This window comes from Tsuneonella flava (assembly GCF_002870965.1).
Classification (GTDB): Bacteria; Pseudomonadota; Alphaproteobacteria; order Sphingomonadales; family Sphingomonadaceae; genus Tsuneonella; species Tsuneonella flava.
The window spans coordinates 279,690-306,235 of record NZ_PHSO01000004.1 but is presented as its reverse complement, the minus strand read 5'-3'; the positions used below and the strand labels follow the sequence as shown (position 1 = coordinate 306,235).

The 26,546-nt window shown below is 57.0% G+C and carries 24 protein-coding genes; 13 read left to right on the top strand and 11 right to left on the bottom strand.

What is annotated here, in order from left to right:
* The first annotated feature begins 82 nt into the window (after window positions 1-82).
* The 3 genes from CV013_RS05030 to CV013_RS05020 all read left to right on the top strand — a co-directional run bounded on the left by CV013_RS05030 (window position 83) and on the right by CV013_RS05020 (window position 4,712).
* Window positions 83-2,380: a S9 family peptidase gene (locus tag CV013_RS05030; RefSeq protein WP_102154165.1), complete on the top strand. Its 2,298-nt coding sequence runs from the start codon at window positions 83-85 to the stop codon at window positions 2,378-2,380.
* Window positions 2,370-3,575, top strand: a complete 1,206-nt coding sequence (locus tag CV013_RS05025; protein ID WP_157935732.1) for an APC family permease — start codon at window positions 2,370-2,372, stop codon at window positions 3,573-3,575. The genes CV013_RS05030 and CV013_RS05025 overlap by 11 nt, the downstream gene beginning before the upstream one ends.
* Window positions 3,576-3,686: 111 nt before the next feature.
* Complete coding sequence (locus CV013_RS05020; protein ID WP_102154163.1) at window positions 3,687-4,712, top strand: aspartate-semialdehyde dehydrogenase; 1,026 nt, start codon at window positions 3,687-3,689, stop codon at window positions 4,710-4,712.
* 45 nt (window positions 4,713-4,757) lie between these two features.
* On the opposite strand, the gene CV013_RS05015 is transcribed toward CV013_RS05020, so the two are convergent.
* From CV013_RS05015 to CV013_RS05005, 3 genes are read right to left on the bottom strand one after another with little or no spacing between them, the layout of a single operon-like run.
* Complete coding sequence (locus tag CV013_RS05015) at window positions 4,758-6,353, bottom strand: DHA2 family efflux MFS transporter permease subunit (RefSeq protein ID WP_102154162.1); 1,596 nt, start codon at window positions 6,351-6,353, stop codon at window positions 4,758-4,760.
* Window positions 6,354-6,362: 9 nt separating this feature from the next.
* Window positions 6,363-7,457, bottom strand: a complete 1,095-nt coding sequence (locus CV013_RS05010) for an HlyD family secretion protein (protein ID WP_102154161.1) — start codon at window positions 7,455-7,457, stop codon at window positions 6,363-6,365.
* Window positions 7,450-7,893, bottom strand: a complete 444-nt coding sequence (locus tag CV013_RS05005; RefSeq protein ID WP_102154544.1) for a MarR family winged helix-turn-helix transcriptional regulator — start codon at window positions 7,891-7,893, stop codon at window positions 7,450-7,452. Before CV013_RS05005 ends, CV013_RS05010 begins: the two co-directional genes overlap by 8 nt.
* Window positions 7,894-7,969: 76 nt before the next feature.
* Between CV013_RS05005 and CV013_RS05000 the strand changes: the two genes are divergently transcribed.
* The 4 genes from CV013_RS05000 (at window position 7,970) to rimK (ending at window position 12,019) form a co-directional block, all read left to right on the top strand.
* On the top strand, window positions 7,970-8,737 hold the full coding sequence (locus CV013_RS05000; protein ID WP_102154160.1) for an alpha/beta fold hydrolase: 768 nt from the start codon (window positions 7,970-7,972) through the stop codon (window positions 8,735-8,737).
* A gap of 77 nt (window positions 8,738-8,814) precedes the next feature.
* Window positions 8,815-10,656: a M2 family metallopeptidase gene (locus CV013_RS04995; protein ID WP_102154159.1), complete on the top strand. Its 1,842-nt coding sequence runs from the start codon at window positions 8,815-8,817 to the stop codon at window positions 10,654-10,656.
* On the top strand, window positions 10,650-11,117 hold the full coding sequence (locus CV013_RS04990) for an ATP-dependent zinc protease family protein (RefSeq protein WP_223805286.1): 468 nt from the start codon (window positions 10,650-10,652) through the stop codon (window positions 11,115-11,117). The genes CV013_RS04995 and CV013_RS04990 overlap by 7 nt, the downstream gene beginning before the upstream one ends.
* Complete coding sequence (gene rimK / locus CV013_RS04985; protein WP_102154158.1) at window positions 11,114-12,019, top strand: 30S ribosomal protein S6--L-glutamate ligase; 906 nt, start codon at window positions 11,114-11,116, stop codon at window positions 12,017-12,019. Before CV013_RS04990 ends, rimK begins: the two co-directional genes overlap by 4 nt.
* A gap of 60 nt (window positions 12,020-12,079) precedes the next feature.
* Here the strand turns inward: rimK and CV013_RS04980 are convergent, their stop codons facing one another.
* The gene (locus CV013_RS04980; protein WP_102154157.1) at window positions 12,080-13,519 is read right to left on the bottom strand and encodes an AMP nucleosidase; all 1,440 of its coding nucleotides are present in this window, start codon (window positions 13,517-13,519) and stop codon (window positions 12,080-12,082) included.
* A 168-nt stretch (window positions 13,520-13,687) separates the two neighbouring features.
* Here CV013_RS04980 and CV013_RS04975 point away from each other — a divergent pair, with 168 nt between their 5' ends.
* The gene (locus tag CV013_RS04975; protein ID WP_102154542.1) at window positions 13,688-14,212 is read left to right on the top strand and encodes a GNAT family N-acetyltransferase; all 525 of its coding nucleotides are present in this window, start codon (window positions 13,688-13,690) and stop codon (window positions 14,210-14,212) included.
* An 81-nt stretch (window positions 14,213-14,293) separates the two neighbouring features.
* On the opposite strand, the gene rplI is transcribed toward CV013_RS04975, so the two are convergent.
* Genes rplI through rpsF form a run of 3 tightly spaced genes read right to left on the bottom strand, consistent with a single transcriptional unit; the run spans window position 14,294 to window position 15,515 of the window.
* Window positions 14,294-14,914 carry a 50S ribosomal protein L9 gene (gene rplI / locus CV013_RS04970; protein WP_102154156.1) on the bottom strand — a complete coding sequence of 207 codons (621 nt, stop codon included), beginning with the start codon at window positions 14,912-14,914 and terminating at the stop codon, window positions 14,294-14,296.
* 14 nt (window positions 14,915-14,928) lie between these two features.
* Window positions 14,929-15,153 (bottom strand): 30S ribosomal protein S18, encoded by a 225-nt coding sequence (gene rpsR, locus CV013_RS04965; protein WP_102154155.1) that lies wholly within the window; start codon window positions 15,151-15,153, stop codon window positions 14,929-14,931.
* Complete coding sequence (gene rpsF / locus CV013_RS04960; RefSeq protein WP_102154154.1) at window positions 15,153-15,515, bottom strand: 30S ribosomal protein S6; 363 nt, start codon at window positions 15,513-15,515, stop codon at window positions 15,153-15,155. The genes rpsR and rpsF overlap by 1 nt, the downstream gene beginning before the upstream one ends.
* A gap of 200 nt (window positions 15,516-15,715) precedes the next feature.
* Here rpsF and CV013_RS04955 point away from each other — a divergent pair, with 200 nt between their 5' ends.
* The gene (locus tag CV013_RS04955) at window positions 15,716-16,669 is read left to right on the top strand and encodes a DUF808 domain-containing protein (protein ID WP_102154153.1); all 954 of its coding nucleotides are present in this window, start codon (window positions 15,716-15,718) and stop codon (window positions 16,667-16,669) included.
* A 26-nt stretch (window positions 16,670-16,695) separates the two neighbouring features.
* On the opposite strand, the gene CV013_RS04950 is transcribed toward CV013_RS04955, so the two are convergent.
* A complete protein-coding gene (locus tag CV013_RS04950; RefSeq protein ID WP_102154152.1) occupies window positions 16,696-18,132 on the bottom strand; it encodes a glutamate ligase domain-containing protein in 1,437 nt (478 codons plus the stop codon).
* Window positions 18,133-18,190: 58 nt separating this feature from the next.
* Between CV013_RS04950 and CV013_RS04945 the strand changes: the two genes are divergently transcribed.
* The 4 genes from CV013_RS04945 to dnaN all read left to right on the top strand — a co-directional run bounded on the left by CV013_RS04945 (window position 18,191) and on the right by dnaN (window position 22,085).
* Window positions 18,191-19,030, top strand: a complete 840-nt coding sequence (locus CV013_RS04945) for an LD-carboxypeptidase (RefSeq protein ID WP_102154151.1) — start codon at window positions 18,191-18,193, stop codon at window positions 19,028-19,030.
* Between the two features lie 31 nt (window positions 19,031-19,061).
* The gene (fabD, locus tag CV013_RS04940; protein WP_102154150.1) at window positions 19,062-20,000 is read left to right on the top strand and encodes an ACP S-malonyltransferase; all 939 of its coding nucleotides are present in this window, start codon (window positions 19,062-19,064) and stop codon (window positions 19,998-20,000) included.
* Entirely contained in the window at window positions 20,000-20,752 is a 753-nt protein-coding gene (gene fabG / locus CV013_RS04935) for a 3-oxoacyl-[acyl-carrier-protein] reductase (RefSeq protein ID WP_102154541.1), read from the top strand. The genes fabD and fabG overlap by 1 nt, the downstream gene beginning before the upstream one ends.
* A 205-nt stretch (window positions 20,753-20,957) precedes the next feature.
* Window positions 20,958-22,085, top strand: coding sequence for a DNA polymerase III subunit beta (gene dnaN, locus CV013_RS04930; RefSeq protein ID WP_102154149.1), 1,128 nt, complete (start codon window positions 20,958-20,960; stop codon window positions 22,083-22,085).
* A gap of 210 nt (window positions 22,086-22,295) precedes the next feature.
* Here the strand turns inward: dnaN and CV013_RS04925 are convergent, their stop codons facing one another.
* From CV013_RS04925 to CV013_RS04915, 3 genes are all read right to left on the bottom strand, one after another.
* On the bottom strand, window positions 22,296-24,065 hold the full coding sequence (locus CV013_RS04925) for an N-acyl-D-amino-acid deacylase family protein (RefSeq protein WP_102154148.1): 1,770 nt from the start codon (window positions 24,063-24,065) through the stop codon (window positions 22,296-22,298).
* Between the two features lie 108 nt (window positions 24,066-24,173).
* Window positions 24,174-25,490, bottom strand: coding sequence for an FAD-dependent oxidoreductase (locus tag CV013_RS04920; RefSeq protein WP_102154147.1), 1,317 nt, complete (start codon window positions 25,488-25,490; stop codon window positions 24,174-24,176).
* On the bottom strand, window positions 25,490-26,275 hold the full coding sequence (locus CV013_RS04915; protein ID WP_223805287.1) for an alpha/beta fold hydrolase: 786 nt from the start codon (window positions 26,273-26,275) through the stop codon (window positions 25,490-25,492). Before CV013_RS04915 ends, CV013_RS04920 begins: the two co-directional genes overlap by 1 nt.
* Between the last annotated feature and the right edge of the window lie 271 nt (window positions 26,276-26,546).

The window sequence follows — 26,546 nt, the reverse complement described above, 5'->3', positions numbered from 1 at the left end:
AGGGCAGCGAAAGCTTGCGCCTGCCGTGGTGTGCGCCCTAGGCAGACGATCGATGACAGCAAAAAAGCCGAGCCCTAATTCAATGCCCATCAAACATCTGGTCGCAGTGGCGAGTCTAGCTGCCTTCGCCGCCGCCATACCGTTTCCTGCCTTTGCCGGTGAAAGTTCCCCTTACATGAGTGAGAAACCCTCTTCAGTGCCCAGCACGACAACCGGCGACACGCTGACGCTGGAGCGCGTGTTCGCCAGTCCTGCTCTGGATGGGAAAAGCCCGCGCGGGGTCAAGCTTTCTCCCGATGGCCGTTGGCTGACCGTGCTTCGCAATCGTGACAGCGATCGCGAGCGCTATGACCTGTGGGCGTTCGATAGGGAGAACGGTCAGTGGAAAATGCTGGTCGATTCAGAAAAACTCGGCAGCAGGCGTGAATTGTCCGAAGCGGAGAAGATGCAGCGTGAACGCAAGCGGATCGGCAATCTCAAGGGGATCGTGACATACGACTGGGCGGAGGATTCTCGCAGTTTGCTTGTACCTCTCGACGGAGATCTGTTTCTCGCCGGGGTCGATGGAAGGGTTCTCCGCCTGACTGAAAGCGAAGCGGATGAATTGAACGCAACGCTCAGCCCGGAAGGGGCATTTGTTTCATTTGTCAGCGATGGCCGACTGTGGACCGGCAAGGTCGGTGACGTAGAGCCAAAGGCGATCACGCCGCAAGAATCCGCCGAGACGGTCCACTGGGGGGAGGCGGAGTTCGTCGCACAGGAAGAGCTGGGTCGCTATACCGGTTACTGGTGGTCACCGCACGACAAACGCATTGCTGTACAGCGTTTTGACGAAGCGCCTGTCGGTGTTGTCACTCGTGCGGCCATTGGGGCCGAAGGTACACGGACATACGATCAACGCTACCCGGCCGCAGGTACACCGAACGCTCTGGTCCAACTGTTCGTGATGGACCCGAACGGTGCGAACCAGGTGGAAGTCGATCTGGGGGGCGACCGCGATATCTATCTCGCACGGGTAGACTGGGCGCCTGATGGCAAGGCGCTGTACGTTCAGAGGCTCGACCGCCTCCAGACCCGGCTTGACATGCTCAAGGTCGATCCCGCGACCGGCAAAAGCGAAGTATTGTTCACTGAGAAAGCCGCGCCTCAGCACTGGATTAATCTGACAGACGATTACAAATGGCTCAACGACGGCAGCCTGATCTGGCGTTCGGAGCGGGATGGTTATGGCCATCTCTATCGGTATGCGTCTGGTAAATGGACGCAATTGACCCAGGGGGAGTGGGTCGTCACCAGTCTCGACGGTGTCGATCAGGCAAGTGGCACAGCGTTTTTTACCGGGACGAAAGACGATGTGCTGGCCCCGCAGGTCTATTCGCTGTCGCTGCTTACCCCCGGTGCCGAACCGGTTCGGCTGACCGATGCGAAATTCTCTAACCGCGCTTCGATGGACGAAAAGGGGCGCTCGCTGATCGTCACGCGATCTGCCACCGATCAGCCGCCGCAAAGTTATCTCGCCGATTCCGAGGGGCAACGAATTACCTGGATCGAGCAGAATGCACTCGATGCCGACCATCCATACGCCCACTATCTTGCCAACCATCGTAAGCCGCAATTCGGCACGCTCAAGACAGCCGATGGCGCTTCACTTCATTGGAAAATGATTGTGCCCGATATGGAGTCGGGGAAACGCTATCCTGTGTTCTTCAGCCATTATGGCGGCCCGCATGCTCAAACCGTGTCGCGGGGTTGGGGGGGCGCCTTGGAGCAGGCCATCGTCGACAAGGGCTATATCTGGTTCCAGATCGACAACCGCGGAAGCGCAAATCGCGGCGTCGACTTTGAAAAGCCGATCTGGCGCGCAATGGGCGGCATCGAAGTGCAGGATCAGAAGGCGGGGGCGCAGTTCCTGAAGAGTCTCGACTATGTCGATCCGGATCGCATCGCGACTTATGGCTGGTCCTATGGCGGGTATATGACGCTCAAGATGCTGGAGGCCGATCAGGGATTGTATGCCGCAGGGATCGCCGGGGCACCTGTGACCAAATGGGAATTGTACGATACGGCCTATACCGAGCGCTATATGGGCCTGCCTGCGCCAGAGTCCGATGCCGCAGCATATCAGAAATCCGACGCATTGCAGGATGCGACGAAGATCGCGGATCCTTTGCTGCTGATTCATGGAATGAGCGACGATAACGTGGTGTTCGAAAATTCGAGCGCCCTGATTGCGGAACTTCAGGCAAATGCGTTGCCTTTCGATATGATGCTTTACCCTGGCTATACTCACCGTGTGAGCGGGCCGAAGATCGGTGTTCACTTGTGGAATACGATTTTCGATTTCCTCGAAAAGAATGGAGTGCCTGCTGGTGGGCGATAACCTATCAGCTCCTTCCGGCAACGAGCGTGTGCTTGGCCCCGGCGGGGCATGGGCGATGGCTGTCGGTGGGATGATCGGCGGGGGGATTTTCTCAACGCTCGGGGTTGTGATTTCTGTCGCAGGTGAGTGGACCTGGGTCAGTTTCCTGCTGGGAGGTATCGTCGCCTTTGCTTCCGGTCATTCCTATTCGGCGCTGACCAGGCAGGTCGGACAGTCAGGTGGTTCCTATGCCTATCTGCGTGAGATGGGTTGGAAAACAGCCGCGCGCATCGCTGTGTGGGTGCTTGTTGCGGGATATACCCTGACGGTGTCAGTCTATGCAGTGACATTCGGTGCATATGCAGCATTCGTTTTTGGAATGCCGCACTGGGTTGCATTGCTTGCAGGGATCGCTGCGATTGTAATTCTTGCAGGGATCAACTTGCTGGGAGCGGCAGAGGCGACTTTGCTTGAAAAGGTCGCGGTCTGGGGTAAGCTTGCCATTCTGCTGCTGCTTGCCGGTGTTGGATTGTGGCACTGGGCGCCTGAGAGATTGATGCTGGAGGCAGGCGATCCGGTGGGATTCGGCAGCGCATTGATCGGCATGGGCGTGGTATTCATGGCGTACGAAGGCTTTCAGCTTTTGAGCTATGATTACGAGGAAATGCGCGACGCACCACGCACGATAGCGGTGGCGATGCCTCTGGCAATTATTGTCACCACGATCACCTATATCGTTGTATCGCTGGGTGCTGGAATGCTGGCCGGAGCGGATGCGATTGTTGCCAACAAGGAGGTGGCGCTGGCGATTGCCGGACGGGAAGCGTTAGGGGTTGCAGGCTTCGTCGCTGTGTCCGTTGCCGCCACTTTCTCCGCCGGATCGGCCATCAATGCTACGGTGTTTGCGACTGCGCGATTAGCTGAACAGGCAGCGCAGGATGGCGAAATGCCTGCGCTATTCGCCAGTCGTGATGAACGAAATGTCCCGTGGTTCGGCACGATCGTTATCTCCGCCGTTGCTATCGTATTGGTGCTGATCGGCGGAATCGAACAGCTTGTTGAAGGTGGCAGCTTCGTTTTTCTGATCGTGTTTGGGCTGGTCAACTGGCTGGCGATAATACGCCGGGCAGGGCGTCGATGGGTTGCTCTGACAGGGTTAGTGGGCTCAGCAGGTGCGGCAGTGATGCTCGTTCTCCACCTTATCGGCATTGCCTGAGGTGGGAGACAACCCCTGCTTTGTGCGCCGCAACAACGATCACTTTGCTCTTTGCCTTGTGGCGCGTATTGGAGGCGCCGAGATCAGCCGATTTAATTGGAGTTATCGATAGTGGGATACCGGGTGGCAGTCGTTGGTGCGACAGGCAATGTGGGGCGGGAAATGCTCGCCGTTCTGGCTGAACGCGAATTCCCGATTGACGAGATTGCAGCCGTCGCCAGCAGCCGTTCGACCGGTTCCGAGGTTGAGTTCGGCGATACCGGCAAGATGCTGAAGTGTAAGAATATCGAGCATTTCGATTTTAGCGGCTACGACATCGCTCTGTTCAGCGCAGGCGGTGGCCCTGCCAAGGAATACGCCCCTAAGGCGGCAGCCGCCGGTTGCGTAGTGATCGACAACAGTTCCTATTTCCGCATGGACCCGGACGTTCCGTTGATCGTTCCCGAAGTGAACCCCGATGCGATCGACGGGTATTCGAAGAAGAACATCATTGCGAACCCGAACTGCTCGACCGCCCAGATGGTCGTCGCGCTCAAGCCGTTGCACGATGCCGCCGGGATCAAGCGCTGCGTAGTTTCGACTTATCAGTCTGTTTCCGGTGCCGGCAAGGAAGGCATGGACGAATTGTTCGAGCAAAGCCGCGCTATCTTCGTGGGCGATCCGGTCAACGCCAAGAAGTTTACCAAACAGATCGCGTTCAACGTGATCCCGCACATCGATGTCTTCCTCGACGATGGATCGACCAAAGAAGAATGGAAGATGGTGGTTGAAACCAAGAAGATCCTCGATCCGAAGATCAAGGTTTCGGCGACCTGTGTGCGCGTGCCGGTGTTCGTCGGCCATGCGGAATCGATCAATCTCGAATTCGAACGCGAACTGTCGGCAGAGGCGGCGATGGACATCCTCCGCGAAGCACCTGGCGTGATGCTGGTCGATAAGCGTGAGGACGGTGGCTATGTCACTCCGGTTGAGTGTGTCGGCGACGGTGCGACTTTTATCAGCCGTGTGCGAGAAGATCCGACTGTCGAAAACGGCCTTAACATCTGGTGCGTTTCGGACAATCTGCGGAAAGGTGCCGCTCTGAATGCGGTGCAAATCGCGGAACTGCTTGGCCGACGCTGCCTCAAGAAAGGCTAAGCCAGCAGGGCAGGGCAGGGCAGGGCAGGGTGGCGGTGGAGTGGCTCACTCAGATAAAGGTGGTGCTTCTTCCGACTTAGGCGGCACCGCTTTCCGCATAATCAGAACCAATGGCAAAGTGGCCAGAGTGAGCCAGCCCATCAGATAAAAGTCGTCGATATATCCGATCATGGCTGCTTGCCGATTCACTTCGGCATCGACGATCCGCAATGCGGTGTCCCCAAGGCTTTGGTATCGGTCGATAGTCGTAACATCGAGCATGTCAGTGGTGACAGAGGTGACATGGCCACCAATATCAGAGTGCGCGATTTGTATATTTCTTGCGAGAAACACCGTCACCACCGAAATGCCGACTGAAGAGCCTACGTTACGAGCCAGATTGAGCAGGCTCGCTCCATCAGTCCGCAAATGTGCAGGCAGTGTCGCAAAAGATGTGAAGTTTAGCGGCATAAACGCCAGGCCGACCCCTAGGCCCTGCACGAACCCTGCCGATATGATGTGCCACCGATCAACGGCTAAGGACCAGTGCGACATCTCGAACAGAGAGTAAGCACAGATCATAAACCCAATGCCTACCGGAATACGCGGGTCGATTCTCTTACGGAGGAGGATTCCACCAATCTGCATCGATATCAGCACCCCGATTCCGCGAGGAGCCAGCACGAGGCCGGTATCGACGACGTCGTAGCCGAGCAGATGCTGCATCATAGGTGGTAGCAGCGCGATCGAAGCGAACAGCACCAAGCCGACCATGAATATCAGCGCCATGCCGATCAGGAAGTTGCGGTCCTCGAACAGTTCCAGGTCGAACAGCGGGTGCTTTACAGTGATAAAATGGATAACTGCGAACCAGATCGCGGAAGCCAGCGTGATCGCATAGACCCAGGCCTCGACCGATGCGAACCAATCGATCTGTGTCCCCCGGTCCAGCAGGAGCTGTAGAGAGGCAAGCCCGATCCCGATCATCGCAAACCCTGCCAGATCGATGGACCGATTTCGCCGTTCGCGTTCGGGCAGGCCAATTGCCAACATTGCGAATGCCAGGGCACCGACCGGTACGTTGACGTAGAATACCCAGCGCCAGTTACCGCTTTCGGTGAGAAACCCTCCAAGTACCGGACCCACGATGGGACCAATCATGATCCCCGCTGACCAGATGGCCATCATCGTCGGTTGTCTGCTCGGTTTGGAGCTATCGAGCATGAAGCTCTGGCTCATCGGTGCAATGAATGCGCCTGAAATTCCTTGCAATATGCGGAAGAAGACCATCTGTTCGATGCTCTGTGCCAGACCGCATAGCATAGAAGATCCGACAAATCCGACGACCGCCGTCATGAACAAGCGGCGTGCGCCGATTTTGTCCGCAAGCCAGCCTGTAATGGGCATCGCGACGGCAGAGGCGATGATATAGCTGGTGAGCACCCATGTTACAGTATCGGCTGTGGCGCCCAGCGCGGCCTGCATGTGAGGCAGCGCAACGTTGGCGATTGTCCCGTCTAGCACCTGCAATAGGGAAGCCATCATTGCCCCAACCACCAGAGCCGGGAAATTGTCGGATGGGTTTGCCGCTACATCTTCGATAGGCGCGGCAGGCGCACGAGTGCGTTTTCCAGAGCGCGCAGGGTTGGCCGTGCTCGCCATATCAGATGCTTACTTGCGGCCGTCGGTGAAGACTGTGACGTATGCTGACTGGCCCGCGATTAACGAACGTGGCGTTTTCCCCTCGATCGCGATCCGCACGGGAACGCGCTGTGTGACCTTCACCCAGTTGCCCGTAGCGTTTTGTGCGGGGAGGACGGAAAATTCAGATCCGGTGCCTGCTCCGATAAATTCAACGCGTCCTTTGACCTTGAGGCCAGGATAGGCATCGAAGGTAATTTCTGCAGGCTGGCCGACTTTCATATCGGCGAGGTCGGTTTCCTTGTAGTTTGCGGTGACATACGAGCTTGCAGTTTCAACAATTGTTAGCACCGGCAGGCCCTGTAGCACCATCTGGCCAAGTTGCAGGCGATCAGCTTGTGCAATCCTTCCGTTTTCAGGGGCGTGAACCTCTGTTCGGTCGAGATTTAATTCAGCCACGCTACGCTGCGCCTTCGCTGCAGCGATTTGGGGATTTTCGCCTGGCACCTGTGGGCCATGAGCAAGCTTGGCGCGCGCCTCAACCTGTCGTGCTTGCGCTGCTCGCAAAGATTCGCGGGCTTGAGCAACCGCATGTTCCGCCGCTTCCAGATCTGCCTTTGTCGTAAATCCGCGTTTCCACAATGCCTGCTGTCGCGCCAGCTTGGCCTCGGCAAAACCGATGTCCTCCCGTGCCGCAGAAATGTCCGTGCCGCTTAGATCTGGCGAGTTTTCAAGGGCGGTAATATTCGATTGCGCAACAGCAATTTGTGCGTTCGCCTGATCGACCTGGAGACGGAATGGCTCTGGATCGATCCGAAACAATAACTGTCCCGCCTTTACCATTTGTCCGTCTTTGACAGCAACCTGTACGATCTTTCCACCCACTTCCGTGCTCACAGATACTTTGTCCTGCTGGACATAGGCGTTGTCAGTGGAGACTTTCCCCTGGAGACTCAGCCAGTAGAACACCGCTCCGCCAATCAACACGAGCGGAAGCGAGATCATCAACGCTAACTTGCGAAAGGGGCGAGGCTGCCTCTTGTTCTCTGCTGTAGAGGTTATTTCGGTGGCGTCAGCCAGTTGATCAGATCCTTCGAGAGGACGGGCCGCGTCTGCTTCAGCCATGACGCGACTCTCCATTCGACGTACTACCAAGGTTCACGGATACCCGTTGCAACAGGCCCATAAGCTGAGATTCCTCTTCCCCACTGAAACCTGTCAGCATGGTTTCTATCAATACTCTAAGGGCTTGCCTGATACGCGCAATCTCTTTCCGGCTCTTCTCGGTCAGGAAAAGCAATCTTGCTCTTCGGTCGCTAGGGTTAGCTTGTCTTTCGACAAGGTCAGCATCTTCCATTCGGTCAACCATTCGGCAGAGGGTTATCGGTTCGATCTCAAGCCGATCAGCATAAAAGGCCTGATTCTCACCGGGTTTTCTATCCAGCAAGAGCAGCAATCGCGCCTGTGCCGATGTAATACCCAATGATCGAACCCGGACATTGAATTCGCGCCGCAGCAATCGGGCGCTGTCGGACAAAAGGTATGCCGTCGAATTTTCCATACGTGCAATTATAATAAGGGTGCTTATGAAGTTCAATCCGGTTTGCGATGGCTCTGCACAACGATAGAAGGCGGCCATGACGAATCTCGAACCTGATCTTCGCACAGAGACTGTTCCCGGTTTTGGCGGTGCCGATCTCGCAGTTCACCGTATAGGTAGTGGGCGACCAGTTTTGCTGCTGCATGGCCTGTTTTCGGACGCGAACACCAATTGGGTGCGTTTCGGACATGCGCGCCAACTGGCCGAGGCGGGTTTCGAAGCGATCATGCCCGATTTGCGAGCACATGGGCACAGCGCGAAGCCGCATGATCCGGGGGCATATCCGATTGACGTGCTGGTGCGTGATCTGTTCACACTGGTTGAGGCAATCGGGCTGGAGGACTACGATCTTGTCGGCTTCTCGCTCGGTTCGCGAACGGCTGCGCGCGGCGTGATCGCTGGTCTGAAGCCGCGGAGGCTGGTGCTTTCCGGTATGGGGCTGGAAGGGCTCGCAGGGTGGAACCGTCGCGCAGCCTTCTTTCTCGATGCTATCGACCGTTTCGATAGCGTCAAGCACGGCGATTCCGCATTTTTCGCAGTCAGCTTCATGAAAACCCAAAAGGTTGACCGCTTGGCGGCGCGTTTGCTTCTCCAGTCAGTCGGGGACATAACGCCAGACGAATTAGCAAAGATCGCCATGCCGACGCTGGTTCTATGCGGTGTCAATGATCGCGATAATGGCTCACCGGAAAAACTGGTTGAAGCGCTGCCAAATGCTACGCTCGCAGAAATTCCCGGTACACATATGAGTTCGGTCACAGAGAAGGCATTGGGCGAGGAGCTGGTGCGCTTCTTGTCTGCTTGATTAAGTTACAACACAGGTTCACACTGGTAACGATAGAAACCTGTTTCACATCAGCAGTCCTTGGGGGACAACACTTTATGAAATACGCATCCACTGCGCTGGCAGCGCTGTCGGTCGCTCTTGCTGCGCCGGCTTACGCCGAAGATACCGCTGGCAACGACGATGTGTCCGAATATCCGCATACCGCGGAAGGGGCAGGCGAATTTGTGGTCGCTGCTGAAAAAGATATGTTCGACTACTCGGTCGAAGCCAGTCAGGTGAACTGGGTCAACTATAACTTCATTACGCCTGATACCGACGCGATGGCCGCGCGGATCAATGCAGTGGGCACTGAAAAGAGCGTGAAGTATGCGCTGGAGGCGGCCCGCTATGCCGATATTGCCGGGCTTAGCTACGATGTGAATCGCAAGCTGAACATCATGCGGAATGGTCTGGTGCTACCGGCCCCGACAACGGCGGGCGCAGCTACAGAGCTAAACGAAATCGCCACGCGATTGTCCAGCCAATATGGCAAGGGGCAGGGCACGCTGGATGGGAAGCCGATCAACGGTTCCGACATCGAAGCGGAAATGGGCAATCTCGATCATACCCCGGCCGAATATGCCGAGATGTGGCAAAGCTGGCACGATCAAGTCGGCAAGCCGATGAAGGGTGACTATGCCCGCATGGTTGCCATCGCCAATGATGGCGCGAAAGAGCTTGGCTTTTCCGATGTCGGAGCGATGTGGCGTTCGGGTTACGATATGAGCCCGGCGGAGTTCGCAGCTATGACAGAGCGTTTGTGGCAGGAAACCAAGCCGCTGTATGAAGCGCTGCACACCTATGTCCGGTGGAAGCTGAACGAGAAATATGGCGACGCGGTCCAGCCCAAAACTGGCCCGATCCGTGCCGATCTGCTGGGCAATATGTGGGCACAGGAATGGGGCAATATCTATCCCCTGGTCGCTCCGAAGGGATCGGGCGATCTGGGATACGATATCGGTGACTTGCTTAAGGCCAAGGGCAAGGGCCCGCTCGACATGGTGCACTATGGCGAGAACTTTTATTCCTCGCTTGGCTTCAAGAAATTGCCGGACACGTTCTGGCAACGCAGTTTGTTCACCAAGCCCGCGGATCGCGAAGTTGTCTGCCACGCGAGCGCGTGGGATATCGATAACAAGGACGATATCCGCATCAAGATGTGTATCAAGGTGAATGCAGACGATTTCGTCACAATTCACCATGAGCTTGGCCACAACTACTACCAGCGCGCCTATAACAAGCAGCCGTATTTCTATCTCAACGGCGCGAACGATGGTTTCCACGAAGCTATCGGCGATTTCATCGCTCTGTCGATCACACCGCAATATTTGGTAGACATTGGTCTGCTGGATAAGAAGGACGTGCCAGGTGCCGATAAGGACACCGGTTTGCTCCTTCGGCAGGCAATGGATAAGGTCGCGTTTCTGCCATTCGGTTTGCTGGTCGATAAGTGGCGTTGGGGCGTATTTGACGGATCGATCAAACCTGCCGATTACAACAAGGCATGGGTCGATCTGAAGCGCGAGTATCAGGGCATCACTCCGCCAGTCGCGAGGCCTGATGACGCCTTCGATCCGGGTGCGAAGTATCACATTCCCGGCAATACCCCGTACATGCGTTATTTCCTTGCGCGTATCTTACAGTTTCAGTTCTACAAGGCTGCGTGCGATCAGGCCGGGTGGAAGGGGCCGCTGCACCGTTGCAGTTTCTACGGCAACAAGAAGGTCGGTGAAAACCTCAACGCGATGCTGGAAATGGGCGCCAGCAAACCTTGGCCTGAGGCACTGAAGGCATTCACCGGCACCAGAGAAATGAGTGCAAAGCCGATGCTTGAATACTTTGCACCGCTGCAGAAGTGGCTCGACGAACAGAACAAGGGCAAGCCAAAGGGGTGGTAACCGCCCCGAAGCGGGCATTGGATACGGTCGGGTGGCGCGAAATGATTGCGCTGCCCGATCTGTCTGCTGCGCGCATTCCGGCAAAAATCGATACCGGGGCGCGTACCTCCAGCTTGCATGCGAGTGATATTGAGCGGTTTGACCGCGACGGACATCGCTGGCTGCGTTTCCTGCTTGATGTCGGGCACGGGCTGAGCGAGCCGGTGGTTGTTGAGGTGCCGCGCGCAGACCGGCGGACGATCACCAGTTCGAATGGCGAGGCAGAGCAGCGGCCTATCATCAAGACGCAACTTCGCCTTGGTAGTCAGGTATTTGCGGCAGAATTCAGCTTGAGGGATCGTTCGGATATGAAATTCCCTATCCTTATCGGCCGTAGCGCATTAAGGGGCCGCTTTCTCGTCGATAGCGGGCGTTCGTACCTGCAATCGGACGCAGATGAACGCAGAAAGCTCCTCAAATGAAAATCGCGATGTTGGCGCGTAATGCGTCGCTCTATTCGCACCGTAGACTGGTGGAAGCGGCCGAGGCGCGCGGGCACACCCTCGATATACTTAATACTTTGCGCTGCACCGTGCAGATCGCCAGCCATCGGCCCACCGTGGCATATGAAGGCGAGACGATCACTGGCTACGATGCGGTGATCCCGCGGATCGGGGCATCGATAACGCACTATGGCCTCGCCATTTTACGCCAGTTCGAAATGGCCGGGGTGTGGCCGCTGAACGAGAGCGTCGCTATCGGACGTAGCAGGGACAAGCTGCGGTCGATGCAGATCCTTGCCAAATATGGGCTGGGTCTGCCGCTCACAGCATTTGCACACGACCCGAAACAGACCAGTCAGATCATCAAAGCGGTCAACGGTCCGCCAGTGGTCATCAAATTGCTGGAGGGGACGCAAGGTATTGGAGTGGTTCTGGCCGAAACCGAAGCGAGCGCAAAATCGGTTATCGAGGCGTTTCGCGGGGCCAACGTCAATATATTGGTGCAGGAGTTCATCAAGGAAGCGGGAGGCACGGACATCCGCGCTCTTGTCGTCGGGGGTAAGGTGGTTGCGGCCATGCAACGCACAGGGGCGCCTGACGATTTCCGTTCGAACCTCCATCGCGGGGGCAGTGCTCAGCTTATCAAAATCACCCCGGAGGAACGCAGCACAGCGGTTAGGGCAGCGCGGCGCATGGGCTTGAACGTGTGCGGTGTGGATATGCTTCGCAGCAATCATGGCCCGGTCATTATGGAGGTGAATTCTTCCCCCGGTCTGGAGGGGATAGAAACCGCCACGGGGAAGGATATCGCCGGGATGATCATCGACTTTATCGCAACCCACGCTGCTGCCGGGAAGACGAAGACAAAAGGGAAGGGGTGAAATTCGCCCCCTTTCCCTGTCGACTTATTTCATCATTGCCAAATGGCCGTGACGGCAGAATTACCGAAACGGCGGTTCATTGAATGCGCGTAGCTTGCGGCTGTGCAACCGATCCCCTTCGGCGCGCATCTTATGGCAGGCTGAAATGCCGATTTGCAAATGCGCCGCGATGGCTTCTTCATAGAATTTGTTGGCCTGGCCGGGAAGCTTGATTTCCCCGTGCAAAGGTTTGTCCGACACGCAGAGTAGTGTCCCGTATGGCACCCGGAAGCGGTAGCCCTGCGCGGCGATGGTGGCGCTTTCCATGTCGATTCCGACTGCACGGCTCAAAGAAAACCGGTGAGCAGAATCGGTGTAACGTAGCTCCCAGTTGCGATCGTCGATCGTAACGACTGTACCGGTCCGCATCCGTTCTTTCAGATCGGCGCCGTCCGTGCCGGATACGTCTTCCGCTGCTGCGGCAAGTGCTTGTTGCACTTCCGCAATCGCGGGGAGCGGAATTTCAGGAGGCAGGACATGATCGAGCACGTGATCGTCGCGCAGATAAGCGTGGGCAAGCACGTAGTCGCCAATCTTCTGTGTCGGACGCAGGCCGCCACAGTGACCGATCATTAGCCACGCTTCCGGTCGTAATACGGCAAGGTGATCAGTGATCGTTTTCGCGTTGGACGGCCCCACTCCGATATTGACCAGCGTAATGCCGTTCCCGTCCTCGCTAAGAAGGTGATATGCTGGCATCTGGTGCCGTCGCCATGCAGTATCGGATAGGTGTTCACGCGCATTACTGTGCCGTTCGGTAAGCATCAGTCCGCCTGCCCCGGCAAGCGCTGTGTATCCGTTCTGCCCCAGTTGTTCGCCAGCCCAGTCGACGAATTCATCGACGTAGCGATGGTAATTTGTGAACAGCACGAAGCGTTGAAAATGTTCGGGAGCCGTACCTGTATAGTGAGCAAGGCGAGCAAGGCTGAAATCGGTTCGCAATCCATCGAACAGCGAGAGGGGTATCGTGTCGCCCGGATCGTTGATTTCGATCCCGTCGGCCAGTTCGTCCCCAATCAGAGCCAGTTCGGTCGATGGAAAATGACGCGCAAGTTCCTGAGGAGCGATGCCGGCCAGCTCCGCACCCGCCTCACCATCGAGTACATAGGGAAATGGGATTTCTTGCCGCGATCGTACCACCTCCAGATCGACCGGATAGTCCGCTGCGATAAGTTCAAGTTGCTCGCGAAGATAATCGGCAAACATTGTCGGCCGCGTGACTGTTGTGGCGTACACGCCTGCCTCATTCAGCTTTCCATAAGCGCGCGCTTTGGTCGAATGCGGCTCGCCGCCGCTATAGTGCATCCGTAATTCGGGATAGGCATAGCTGCCGTCGAGACGTTTTTCAGGGGCAGGGACAGTACCATTCCGCCCATATTCGAGAATATCTGCGCGTAGCGTACTCACCGATTCTTCGTGGATGGCGATGAGTTGCGCGATGGTCGATTCGATTGATTGCATAACTGGCGATCTAAGCCCGGTTTGCTCAGTATGCCAGCCGCGAAGCAGGTGTTGCAATCAATGCAACTTGATTTGCTGCAAATCAGTTAGCATTATTGATCTCTGAGGCTCATGTTGCAGCGCAGCAATCGGCTGGCTCAATATGGGGCGCAAACGCGAGGGTTTATCATGAACGACCAGATCCAGGACATCGCTTACAGGTTGAATACGCGCTCCGGCGTGGTCATCGATGCACGGGCCGCAGAGCCTGGTGATGAGACCGCTCTGGAAGCATTCTTTGACAAGGTTTCGGACGAAGATCGCCGTTTCAGATTTCTGACAGCTCATCGCCACGTTGGGCACGAACAACTTAAGCCGATGGTGGAAGTCGATCACTTCCGCTCGGAAACGTTCCTTGCATTCGACGATGCCAACAACGAGCTGGTTGCAACGGGGATGCTGGCTTGCGACAATGATCTGGATACGGCTGAAGTCGCTATTTCCGTACGGGCCGATTACAAGGGCAAGGGCGTGGCTTGGGCCGTTCTTGGCTTGCTGGCTGAAGAAGCAAAGAAGCGCGGCGTGCGCGAAGTGATTTCCATCGAAGATCGCGACAACCATGAAGCGATTGCACTCGAACGTGAACGTGGTTTCGTGCCTCGTGCATGTGAAGGCGATGCCCATCTCGTCATTCTGGCCAAGACGTTGCGCTGATTGGGGTGTTGTTCCCCGATAGCAAAAGGCCCGCTTTCCATAATGGAAAGCGGGCTTTTTTTTGTCTGCGGTGTAAACCGATCAGGCTTCAGCGCTGTCTGCCTTTTCGGCTTCGTCTTCACCCATCATGTCAGCCGGAATTTCGCCCGGCTCCAAAGTGGGGTCGACAGATTCGGTAAAGCCTTCGCTTTCCGAGCGCTCGTCCTCAGCCATCTGACCGATGACGTCGACGCCCTGACGCTGCAATTCGGCTTCATCGTCCGAACGAGCAACGTTTGCCTTCACCGTTACGTGCACTTCAGGGTGCAGCGCGATGGTGACATCGTGGATGCCCAGGTACTTGATCGGATGCCCCATCACGACCTGACGCTTGTCAACCGAGTGACCTTTGTCTTCGAGACCGACCACCACGTCGCGTACGTTGACCGAACCGTAAAGATGGCCGGCGTTTGAAGACGCGCGGATCAGAACGATTTCGACACCGTCGAGCTTCTCACCGGCCTTTTCAGCCTCAGTGCGGCGCTCTGCGTTTTCTTTTTCCAGCCGATCACGGTTGGCTTCGAAAACCTTCTTGTTCGCTTCGTTGGCGCGCAGCGCCTTTTTCTGCGGCAGCAGGAAGTTGCGTGCGTAACCATCTTTCACGGTCACGACATCGCCCATGCCACCAAGGTTGGCGATACGTTCGAGCAGGATGATATCCATCGGTTCCGCCCTCCTTACTTAACGATGTAGGGCAGCAGGCCGATGTGGCGTGCCCGTTTGATGGCCTTGGCCAGCTCGCGCTGCTTCTTGGCCGAAACGGCGGTGATGCGGCTCGGAACGATCTTGCCGCGTTCGGACATAAAGCCCTGCAGCAGACGAACGTCTTTATAATCGATCTTCGGCGCATTCTTGGCCGAGAACGGGCAAGACTTACGGCGGCGGAAAAACGGGCGGGCCATCAGTCGCGCTCCTCACGGTCGCGGCGCTTACGCTCGCGGTCGCCCTTACGCATCATCACGCTGGGGCCATTTTCATGTTCGTCGACACGGATCGTCATGTAGCGAATGACGTCTTCATTGATGCGCGTCTGGCGTTCGAGCTCTTCAACCACCGTACCCGGCGCTTCGATGTTGAGCAGAACGAAATGCGCTTTGCGATTACGGTCGATCTTGTAGGCAAGGTTCTTGAGACCCCAGGTCTCGGTCTTGGTCACTTTGCCGTCGAGCTTTTCGACGATCTCAGTGGCCGTCGCCGCCAGTGCATCGACCTGAGCCTGGCTCAGATCCTGGCGCGCGAGAAAGATGTGCTCGTACAGAGCCATTTCGCGGTCCTTTCATAATGCCGATCGCTGGCTTGTCCGTCCGAATGACGGGGCCCCTCCGGCCTTCTTCTTCTTCGGCACCCGTGGATGCGGAAGGCGCGCACATAGCGGCATCGTCGATAAATGCAAGTCTTGTGCGTCGGGAACGGGAGGAGCAACCGGAGATTGAATGGCTCGATTGCTTTTAGGGGAGCACGAATTTGCCTGGTGGACTGGTTGCACTGCTTGACGATGTTTCCATAATTGCGAGAGCGGCGGCGGCATCGATCGACGATGTTGGTGTTGCCGCAAGCAAGGCGGGAACGAAGGCAGCCGGTGTCGTAATTGACGATGCGGCCGTGACGCCGGGATATGTCACAGGGCTGTCCCCGGCGCGCGAATTGCCGATTATCTGGAGAATCACCAAGGGTAGCTTGCGGAACAAATTGCTGATCCTGCTCCCCGGCGCGCTGATTCTCAGCTTGATTCTTCCCGCCGCAATTGTGTTCATTCTAATGGCAGGCGGCTGCTACCTTTCGTTCGAAGGCGCGGAAAAGATTATCGAGAAAGTAGGCGGTGCCAAACATGGTGAAACGCTTGATGATACAATCGAAGACCCGGTGGCATTCGAGAAAGGGCGTGTGAACGGGGCGGTCAGGACAGACCTGATCCTGTCGGCAGAGATTATGGCGATCACCCTCGCGGCAGTATCGACAGAAAGTTTCTTCGTGCGGGCGGCGGTTCTCGCTATCGTCGGAGTTGGTATCACCTTTCTGGTCTATGGTGCGGTCGGGATGATTGTGAAGATGGATGATGTCGGCCTGCACTTGGCGAAGAAGTCATCGGCGACCCTGCAGGCAACCGGTCGTTTTTTACTCCGTGCAATGCCGTGGTTGCTCAATGCATTATCGACTATCGGCACAGTCGCAATGCTGTGGGTTGGGGGAGGAATTATCCTGCACGGGCTGGCACAAGTCGGCATCTCCGCGCCTGAGCATTTCGTGGAAGGCCTGCGTCATTCCACTGAAAGTGCAACTGGCGGGCTCGCTGGTGTGCTGGGTTGGCTGACCTATGCAGCGGGATCGGCCGCGTTCGGCCTCACAATAGGTGCGGTGCTTGCCCTGATCGTGCATTGGGGACAGACGCTGCTGGGGAAGGGGGGCAGCGTGTATTGAAGCAGCTCGGCACGCCTGCTCGCTTATTACGGTAGAAACGGTAACAGCTTTTCCGCGAACTCGGTCAAGGTGTCATCGCGCGCGCCCATCACAACGATACGATCGCCCGGTCGGGCCAGTTGAATAATCCGGTCTGCAATCGCCTTGCGCGTTGGGATATAGTCGGCGCGGATGTCTTTTCCGGCATCATCGGACAATTGCTCTATCAGCCGGATGATCCGTTCAGAGCCCTCGCTACGGTCAACTGTGCCTCCGAAATAGACCGGATCGGAAAACAGGACGCGGTCACCGTCCCCCAGTTCGCGGGCAAATGTTTCCGCCAGTTCGTGCCCCATCTGGCGCAATGGGCCATATCCGTGTGGCTGAAAGAACGCGATGATCCGCCCCGGATGCGCTTTCAACGTTCGCAAGGTCGCCGCGCATTTTTCCGGGTTGTGCCCGAAATCGTCGATCACGCTGACCGCACCAGGTGTAGTGCCGATGACATCGAAACGCCGGGCCAGCCCTTTGAAACTACCCAGCGACGCTACCGCCTTTTCTACGGGGACATCTGCAGCGCTCGCCGCAGCAATCGCTGCCAATGCGTTCGACAGGTTGTGTCTGCCCGGCATCGCAACATGTAATTGGTGGCGCGAACCATCGCGGTTATCGATTACCGTTGCCGCAATCGATAAAGGCTTGCTCTCAATCGATGCTGGATCGACCGTAACGTCTGCTGTGTCCGTTTCGATGGCATAGCTTACGGAATTGTCCAATCCGGCGGTCAGTCTCCGGACTTCCTCGTCGTCCAGGTTGACAGCGCGGATGTGTGAAACGCGTAGAAAATCGCCAAATAACTGGCGCAGCTCTTTCATTGACTTATGGTCGAGGCTCACATTGAGCAACAAGCCAACTGCAGGGCGATAAAGCGCGATAGAACCGTCACTTTCATCCACCTCGCTGACAAACAGACTGCCATTGCCCACCTGGGCGCTGGTATAGGGGGAGGCAGCGGTGGCAAAGTTCTTCATCACCGCGCCATTCATGATCGTCGGGTCACGGTCATTATCGTACAGGATCCAGCCGAGCATGGCTGTAGTGGTCGATTTACCACTGGTGCCGGCGATAGCTATCCCTGTATCCGCACCATTAAACAACGTGGACAACAAATCGGCACGGGTCACTCGTTTGCAGCCTAGCTCCTTCGCACGGACAATTTCCGGCACGGTATCTTCCACGGCGGCGCTGGCGACAATTACCTGTTCGGATGAAATCACGCCGCTGCCATCTTGCGGGAACAGAGTGAAACCGTGCTCTTCCAGCCAGTCGAATTTTTCCGGGGTGCGCCCCTGATCGTTGCTGCGATCCGACCCGGAAACATGCGCGCCCATTCCGTGCAGAATTTGCGCCAGTGGCAACATGCCGGAGCCGCCAATGCCGCAGAAATACCATGGAATGGATGTCAGGTCGGTCGTGTCAGTCATACAGCTCTCTGGCTAGTGCGGGACTCGTCAAATGTGAACCGGCTGATATGAAGCGTGGATGACCCGCATCGCAATCTGCGCGCCCGCCACACCCATAACCCCGGATATCGCGGCAAAGGTCACTGTGCTGGCCGAGTCCAGCTTTCCCGCGCTGACGCTGGATTTTCATCCACAATGTTTTGCCTCACATGGGCATTTTGCAGGAGACGACGATGTGCGTCTGGCTGCGCTGCTCGATTGCGCCAACGATCCAGCGGTGGAAGCTGTGTGGTTCGCACGTGGCGGTTATGGTTCAAACCGAATTGCCGCTGAGGCGATTGCAGGAATGAATCGGGCGGCGCATAGTAAGACTTATCTCGGCTATTCTGACTGCGGTTATCTGCTCGGCGCATTATACAGGCACCGCATCGGTAAGCCTGTTCACGGGCCTGTCGTCGCTGATGTGCGCCGAGGGGAAGGTGTAAGCAAGGGAGCCGCTGCGTACCGAGCTTTGGCATGGCTATCCGGTAGCAGAGGGGGAATTGAGCCAACGCTCGATGGCGAGCAGCCAACTGTCGCCTTCAATCTGATAACGCTCGCAATGCTTTGCGGTACCGATCTGATGCCCGACCTGAGTGGCCATATTGTGATGGTCGAGGAGGTGGGCGAGCATCTCTATGCTGTGGATCGCCTGTTCTTCGCTCTGATGCCATATCTGGCAGAGGTGGCGGGATTGCGATTAGGGGCTGTTTCAGATGTACCGGAAAATGATCGCCCCTTCGGTTCGACAGCGGAAGAGATCGCACAATATTGGTGCGCGCGGGCAGGGGTGCCTTATCTGGGGCGAGCGGAAATTGGACACACGATAGACAACAAGATCGTTCCCTTCGGTCTTGCCGTACCGCCTGCAGGCGCATAGGCGCGGGGCCATTCTTTCACTGGAGAGCAAGATGAGAGCGTTCGTATTTCCCGGGCAGGGGAGCCAGAAGGTCGGCATGGGCACCGACCTCGCCGCAGCCAGCGCAGCGGCGCGCGCGGTTTTTGAAGAAGTTGACGATGCTCTGGGGCAGAAGCTGTCGACTATCATGGCCGAAGGGCCCGACGATCAGCTGACGCTAACCGAGAACGCTCAGCCAGCGATTATGGCCAATGCGATTGCCACGCTCCGGGTTCTGGAAAGTGAGTTTGGCGTTTCGCTTGTGGAAAAGGGCGATTGTGTCGCCGGCCACAGTCTTGGGGAATATACCGCGCTGTGCGCCGTGGGCGCATTTAGCTTGGCCGATACCGCTCGACTGTTGAAGCTGCGTGGGCAGGCGATGCAGGCGGCGGTGCCGGTTGGCAACGGCGCGATGTGTGCACTGCTCGGTGCCGATTTGGACAAGGCTCAGGCATTGGCAGACGCATCCGCCGAAGGGCAGGTGTGCCAGGTCGCGAACGATAACGATCCGGGGCAGGTCGTCCTGTCGGGCAACAAGGGCGCGATCGAACGGGCTGTGGCTCAGGTAAAGGATTTTGGCATCAAGCGTGGCGTGTTGTTGCCGGTGTCTGCCCCGTTTCATTGCGGCCTGATGCAACCTGCCGCCGACGCGATGGCAGAGGCTCTGAAAGCGACTCCGCCGGGCCCGCTTGCGCTGCCGTTGTATGCCAATGTGACTGCTGCTCCCGTCACTGACCCGATGGAAGAACTGGGCTTGCTGGTGCAGCAGGTTTGCGGGCGGGTTCGCTGGCGGGAAAGTGTGTTGGCCATGCGCGCAGCGGGCGTCGAACAGTTTGTTGAGCTTGGCGGAAAAGTCCTGGGCCCGATGATTGGACGCACAGATAAGGAAGCTGTCGCTATCAGCGTGGTTTCGATGGAAGACCTGGAAGCGCTGGCAAAGGAGATCGGATGATGTTTTCGCTCAAAGGAATGACTGCGCTCGTGACCGGTGCCAGTGGGGGTATCGGATCGGAAATTGCACGTGCGCTTGCTAGTCAGGGCGCACGCCTGGCCCTGTCAGGTTCGAACGCCGATAAGCTGCGCGTGTTTCGGGAGCAGTTGAACGACGAGCTTGGCGGTGACCACGTTGAAATTACGTGCGATCTCTCCAACGCGGAAAGCGTGGAGAAACTGATCCCCGCCGCCGTGGATACGCTGGGGCAGCTTGATATCCTCGTGAACAATGCCGGTATTACGCGCGACAATCTCGCGATGCGAATGAAGGATGACGAATGGGATGATGTGATCCGCGTCAATCTGGAGGCATCGTTCCGCCTGATGCGGGCCGCTGCCCGGCCAATGATGAAGGCACGCTTTGGTCGCATGATTTCGATTACCAGCGTAGTGGGAACGACCGGTAATCCGGGTCAAATGAACTACACGGCTGCAAAAGGCGGGCTGACAGCGATGAGCAAGAGCCTCGCTCAGGAACTGGCCAGTCGCGGAATCACGGTGAATTGTGTGGCGCCCGGCTTCATCCGCACTGCGATGACCGACGCATTGAATGACGCGCAAAAGGAAGCGATCAACGCGAAAATACCGATGGCCCGTATGGGGGAAGGCAGCGATATCGGAGCTGCTGTGGCTTACCTCGCTTCGAAAGAGGCAGGATATGTCACGGGCCAGACGCTGCACGTCAATGGCGGGATGGCGATGTTGGGTTGACCTGGCGGTAGGGCGATTTTGTCGCTCTGCGGAGTTTGGCGGAAGATTGGGGGCAATTATCCCCAAGGAATCGGTTATGACAGGGCGCAGTAGTGCATCGCACCCTTGTCCCATCTCCTGCCATCGCTAAGGTTGTTTCGACATATTTCGGCGCTGGCGGGCGATTCCGGTCGCTAGCGCGCACAGAAGGCTGAAAGTAGGACCGATGAAGGCCACTATCGAACGCGCGACACTGCTGCGGTGTCTCTCCCATGTCCAATCGGTTGTTGAGCGACGCAATACGATCCCGATCCTGTCAAACGTCCTGCTTGACGCGTCGGACGGTGGTTCGCTGAAAGTGATGGCGACCGACCTCGATTTGCAGGTGGTGGAAAATATTGCTGCGGCTTCGGTGGAAGATAGCGGCGCGATCACCGTTTCGGCACACTTGCTGTTCGACATCGCCCGTAAGCTGCCCGATGGTAGTCAGGTCAGCCTGGAAACTACCGATAATCGCATGATCGTGAAAGCGGGACGTAGCCGGTTCCAGCTTCCGACTTTGCCGCGCGACGATTTCCCTGTGATCGTTGAAGGCGATTTGCCGACCCGCTTCGAACTTCCCGCCAAGACATTGGCTGAACTGATTGATCGCACGCGCTTTGCGATCAGCACTGAAGAAACCCGCTATTACCTGAATGGCATTTTCTTCCATGTTTCGGATGATGAACAGCCGGTTCTGAAAGCTGCCGCGACCGATGGCCATCGACTGGCAAGGTTCACGATCGCTCGCCCTGAAGGTGCCGAAGGGATGCCTGACGTGATCGTGCCGCGCAAAGCGGTGGCCGAATTGCGTAAGTTGCTGGATGAATCAATGGACGGCAACGTCCAGATCGACCTTTCCGCGAGCAAGATTCGCTTCACTTTAGGTGGTGAGGGTGGAGTCGTGCTCACCAGCAAGCTGATCGACGGCACTTTCCCAGACTACAGCCGGGTGATCCCCACCGGGAACGATAAACTCCTCAAGCTCGATCCCAAGAGCCTTTATGCTGGCGTAGATCGTGTGGCGACCATCGCCACTGAAAAAACACGTGCTGTGAAGATGGGGCTGGAGAACGATCGCGTCACTTTGTCTGTGACCAGCCCGGATAACGGAACGGCAGCGGAAGAAGTGCCTGCCGATTATCGTGCCGAAGGGATGGAGATTGGCTTTAACGCCAATTACCTGAAGGATATCCTTCATCAGATCGACAGTGATACAGTGGAATTGCATCTTGCCGACGCGGGTGCCCCTACACTGATCCGTGAGGATGAAAAAAGCCCGGCGCTTTACGTATTGATGCCGATGCGGGTTTGATCGGGTTCGAATGCAAGGCGGCCTTTCGGTGCCTGCCCCCTTCCGGTGGTGGTGCTTTAGTCAAAAGGGGGGGGCGAGACCCTCTGCACTGTTATACTTGTCGCCCTCAGCCTTGCTACTGCTCTGAATAAACGATCATCCTGAATAGCTATTTGATCCTACCGTCGTTTCGGTGTGTGAAACGACGGTAGGGACTGTGATTACCCTTCTTTATTCCGCAGCCTCGAGCATTGCGACTTGCTGTGGACCACGGATAAGGTTGCCCGGTGTTGCTCCCGTCCATTCTCCTTCGCGGAACGTCACAACGCCGCCTTTGATTGTGGCGACATAGCCATCTGCTTTTTGCAACAATCGCTTACCGCCCGCAGGTAAGTCGAATGCCAGCCAAGGTTTGCCGAGCTTCAGGCGGTCAAAGTCGATGATGTTGAGATCTGCGAGATATCCGGGCGCGATCAGTCCGCGGTCCTCCAGCCCATAAAGTAGGGCGGTATCACGACATTGTCGCTTGATGGCATGTTCCAGGCTGACTTTGCCACTGTTACGCGCAGCGGCGCGCTTCCGATCGCGGACCCAATGTTGGAGCATGAAAGTAGGGCTGGCGGCATCGCAGATTGTGCCACAATGGGCGCCGCCGTCACTTAAGGAATTGACGGTGTCGTCGCTCGCCTGCAACGCTTCGAGAAAGTCGAGATTACCATCCTGATAATTGAGGATAGGCAGATAGATAAACCCTTTGCCATCGTCACGACATAGCAGGTCGTAGGCATATTCCTGTGGGCCCACGCCAGCCTTCTCGGCTCGTGCTTGAATGGAGGATTCAGCAGGCGGTTCGTAATCGAAATCCGGGTCCATTTCGAACTGAGCGGACCAGCCGTTCACGATCACCATGAACAGATGGATGAGATCTTGAGGGGCTCCTGTGAAGTCGTTTTCTTCCGCCAGCAATTGATCCTTGAATACAGGATCGAGCAGCTTCGCCTTCTGCTCCGCCCATCCAAGATCGGAAATCGCCATCCAGCTTGGGCGAAAACGGAATGGGTGAACCGTGCCCTGCCACGCCATTACGATCCCGTTACCCCGCAGGGCAATCTGAGCGACGATGTTCGCGCCGTTGTCATTCTCCGCGCGCATCGCAGCAATCTGTTCGTCCAGCGGCATTTCCTTGGCAATCGATTGCAGCGCCGCAAATGTAACGGGCAAGCCGGTGTCGCGGCTCAGCGTTCCCATCCAGTCAAATTCATTCCATTCGCGTTTCAGGTCGCTGGCCATCTCGAACACGCCGTGCCCTGCACGCGCCATCGCCTTGCCGATCGAGATCAGCTCTTCTGCGGTGGCAGTTGTACCGGGGACTAGCTCGCCATCGACCGATTTATGGATCACCGTGCGACTGGTTGAAAAACCCAGCGCCCCTGCACGTACACCTTCTTCCACGATGTTGCCCATCTTCGCGATGTCGTCATCAGTGGGAACGGCCCCGGGTTTTTCCCGATCACCCAGAACGTAAGCACGAACTGCACCGTGGGGCACGTGGGTGCCGACATCGACTGTGCGTGGCAGTTTTTCCAAAGCATCAAGGTATTCGGGAAAGGTTTCCCAATCCCACTTCATTCCTTCGGCCAGAGCTGTACCGGGAATGTCCTCAACTCCTTCCATCAGGCCAATCAGCCATTCGTGGCGGTCGGGGGCGGCAGGGGCAAAGCCAACACCGCAGTTGCCCATGATAACAGTTGTCACTCCGTGCCAGCTACTTGGGGCCATTTCCGGGTCCCAGGTCGCTTGCCCATCGTAATGAGTGTGCACATCGACAAAGCCAGGAGTTACAATCATTCCGCTGGCATTGATTTCCTGAGTGGCATCGCCGGTGATCGCGCCTACTTGCGCGATCAGGCCATCTTTCACTGCGATGTCACCGATGAATCGCTCTTTGCCAGTGCCATCGACAATGGTGCCCTCGCGGACAATCAGATCATAAGTTGCCATGCCGCAAATCCTCTCTTGTATTATTGGAGAGGAAAGTCTCACATCGCAACTGATGTGTCTATAGGGCGATGTTACGCATCCGAGTTGGAACGATGCCTCAGTTCCAGATCACTGGCGCGCGCGGATCATCGCCTCCACATCTACGAATTTCTCGCGCGGCGCACCTTCGCGAGCGGCCTGTTCCTCTGCTTCTTCAATTTTCTTCCAGTCGCGGAAGGTGACGACTTCGATGCCGCGCTCGGCAATCAGCTTGTCGAGGCCAACGCGCCCTTCGCGCGGGACATTGGCGATCGCACCAGTGTCGAAATCTTCGGCAATCTTTTCGACGACCGAGAAGCCGTCGGGCCGGTTTGTGCCAATTGTACCGGTCGGTCCCCGTCGGGCCCAGCCCACACAATACAAACCGGATTCAATCCGCCCGCCATCGTTTGCAAACCGTCCGGCGCGTTCATCGAATGGCACGTCGGGGATGGGTGAGCTGCGATAGCCGATGCAGGAGACAACCAAATCGGCGGGGATCGTATAGATCTCGCCCGTGCCCACGGCGCGGCCAGATTCCACCCGTGTCCGCTCTATCTCCAGCGCAGAAACCTTACCCTCACCGATGAACCGCACCGGGCTGGCAAACATGTCGAAGTCGATTTCTATTGTCTTGTCGGCACGTTCACTTTCCGGAATGGCCGCGAAACTGCGTAGCAGACCGACCGATTTTCGCACTCCCGGTTCCAGAAATGCGTCTTCCTCTGGCTCCGGTAAGTCCGCCGGATTAACTCGTGGACTGGCACGAGTGAGGTTCATCAGCTCACTCAGTTCTTTGGGCGTCATCATAATCTGATGGGGCCCGCGTCGGCCGACAATTGTGATCGTCGAAGTCCGGGAATTCCGCAGCAGATCGAGTGCGTGTGCGACGATATCGCTCCCTTCGAGCTCGCTGTCGGTCTTTGACAGGATGCGCGCGACGTCGAGTGCGACATTTCCCATTCCGATCACCACGGCGTTCCTGCCTGACAAGTCGGGATCGAGACCGGCAAATTGCGGGTGGCCATTATACCATCCAACGAAGGCCGCACTGCCAAAGACATTGCCGAGGTCTTCACCGGGCAAGTCCAACGCGCGGTCATTGGGCGCTCCGGTGGCGAATATAACCGCGTCGTACAGTGCCTTTAGCTCCTTCGCGGAAATATCGCGCCCGATCATAACGTTGCCGACAAAACGCACATTTTCGGTCAGAGCCGTTTTTTCATACCGTCGGCTGACACCTTTGATCGACTGATGATCCGGGGCGACCCCTGTGCGAATAAGGCCATACGGCACGGGCAACATGTCGATAACATCGACCCGAACATCGTCACCCCACTGTTTCTGAGCGGCCTCCGCAGTGTAGTATCCGGCGGGCCCGGAGCCGACGATTGCGATATGTCGCATCAGACATCCCCCTCCATATCCGGCGCATCGAGAAACGTGCGGATTGCCGTCTGCGCTTGTTCACGGTGCGTAGCGAGGAACAGGTGACCCCCGTCTGCGAAAATTTCCATCTTCGCTTCGGGAATCAGGCCTTTCAGAATATGGGCGTTGGCCAGCGGAACCACATCGTCGCGTTCGCCCGCCATTATCAATACCGGCTTCTTCAAAAAGGGCAGAGCGGCCGCGCTGGTCCAACCAGCCATTGCCATCAGTTGATAGGCATATCCGCGTATTGTTGGGGGCACGATCCGCGCCGCGATACGTCCGCCTTCGTCGCGGCCGGCGAGGCGTGGTGCATCCCCTAACCGGGCGAGAGCCAGCGGGCAGCCGGGAACAGCCAGCAACCCTGCAGTGGTGCCTGCCAAAATGACCCGGCGCACGCGTGCACCATACTGCAATGCAAGTTGCTGCGCGATCACACCGCCCCAACTGAAGCCCATGATATCGACCTGAGAGATGCCAAGCCGGTGGAGCAATCTTGCTGCGGTCCATGCCATGGTCTGAGGAGTATATGGTACAATCGGTTCGGGTGATTCACCTATGCCGGGCATATCGAAGGTTATGAATGCGCGGTTGGAGAGCGCCTCCGCCAAGGGGGCGACGATTTCCAGGCTTGCGCCAATGCCGTTGAAGAACAGTACCGGAAAGCGATCGGATGGTTGGTTCAATCGCCAATGAGCCACCCGCAAATCGCGCCCGCCCGCTCGCATGATGGAGACATCGGCGAATTGCATGGGATCGGACAAAAACGTTTCCTTCTACCGGCTGCCCGTTGTCGGGATGCTGATTTGCACGTTGTGAAAGGGCGCCGTCAAGTTTGTTTCCGGCGGATGTTTCAGCGCTGAACAGTGCGCTTCTGCCAATACGTTTGCAAGCAGCGACGGTGACGTTCGGCGATGCGATGTGACATGTCTGGCAAGGTGAGAGCGAACGGTCGTTTCGCAGACCGATCTACAGTAGCGAATGACATTCGCCTGATCTTCCCCTGCTGACAGGGCGCATCGGCGCGGCTAAGGG

What these genes read in the sequence shown, in the direction of transcription:
- CV013_RS04980 (WP_102154157.1), bottom strand. Translation starts at nt 13,519, where the DNA reads ATGCAATCAATCGAATCGACCATCGCGCAACTCATCGCCATCCACGAA.
- rplI (WP_102154156.1), bottom strand. Translation starts at nt 14,914, where the DNA reads ATGGATATCATCCTGCTCGAACGTATCGCCAACCTTGGTGGCATGGGC.
- CV013_RS04995 (WP_102154159.1), top strand. Translation starts at nt 8,815, where the DNA reads ATGAAATACGCATCCACTGCGCTGGCAGCGCTGTCGGTCGCTCTTGCT.
- CV013_RS05005 (WP_102154544.1), bottom strand. Translation starts at nt 7,893, where the DNA reads ATGGAAAATTCGACGGCATACCTTTTGTCCGACAGCGCCCGATTGCTG.
- CV013_RS05015 (WP_102154162.1), bottom strand. Translation starts at nt 6,353, where the DNA reads ATGGCGAGCACGGCCAACCCTGCGCGCTCTGGAAAACGCACTCGTGCG.
- dnaN (WP_102154149.1), top strand. Translation starts at nt 20,958, where the DNA reads ATGAAGGCCACTATCGAACGCGCGACACTGCTGCGGTGTCTCTCCCAT.
- CV013_RS04920 (WP_102154147.1), bottom strand. Translation starts at nt 25,490, where the DNA reads ATGCGACATATCGCAATCGTCGGCTCCGGGCCCGCCGGATACTACACT.
- rimK (WP_102154158.1), top strand. Translation starts at nt 11,114, where the DNA reads ATGAAAATCGCGATGTTGGCGCGTAATGCGTCGCTCTATTCGCACCGT.
- fabG (WP_102154541.1), top strand. Translation starts at nt 20,000, where the DNA reads ATGTTTTCGCTCAAAGGAATGACTGCGCTCGTGACCGGTGCCAGTGGG.
- CV013_RS05010 (WP_102154161.1), bottom strand. Translation starts at nt 7,457, where the DNA reads ATGGCTGAAGCAGACGCGGCCCGTCCTCTCGAAGGATCTGATCAACTG.
- fabD (WP_102154150.1), top strand. Translation starts at nt 19,062, where the DNA reads ATGAGAGCGTTCGTATTTCCCGGGCAGGGGAGCCAGAAGGTCGGCATG.
- CV013_RS04945 (WP_102154151.1), top strand. Translation starts at nt 18,191, where the DNA reads ATGACCCGCATCGCAATCTGCGCGCCCGCCACACCCATAACCCCGGAT.
- CV013_RS05030 (WP_102154165.1), top strand. Translation starts at nt 83, where the DNA reads ATGCCCATCAAACATCTGGTCGCAGTGGCGAGTCTAGCTGCCTTCGCC.
- rpsR (WP_102154155.1), bottom strand. Translation starts at nt 15,153, where the DNA reads ATGGCCCGCCCGTTTTTCCGCCGCCGTAAGTCTTGCCCGTTCTCGGCC.
- CV013_RS04925 (WP_102154148.1), bottom strand. Translation starts at nt 24,065, where the DNA reads ATGGCAACTTATGATCTGATTGTCCGCGAGGGCACCATTGTCGATGGC.
- CV013_RS04975 (WP_102154542.1), top strand. Translation starts at nt 13,688, where the DNA reads ATGAACGACCAGATCCAGGACATCGCTTACAGGTTGAATACGCGCTCC.
- rpsF (WP_102154154.1), bottom strand. Translation starts at nt 15,515, where the DNA reads ATGGCTCTGTACGAGCACATCTTTCTCGCGCGCCAGGATCTGAGCCAG.
- CV013_RS04950 (WP_102154152.1), bottom strand. Translation starts at nt 18,132, where the DNA reads ATGACTGACACGACCGACCTGACATCCATTCCATGGTATTTCTGCGGC.
- CV013_RS05000 (WP_102154160.1), top strand. Translation starts at nt 7,970, where the DNA reads ATGACGAATCTCGAACCTGATCTTCGCACAGAGACTGTTCCCGGTTTT.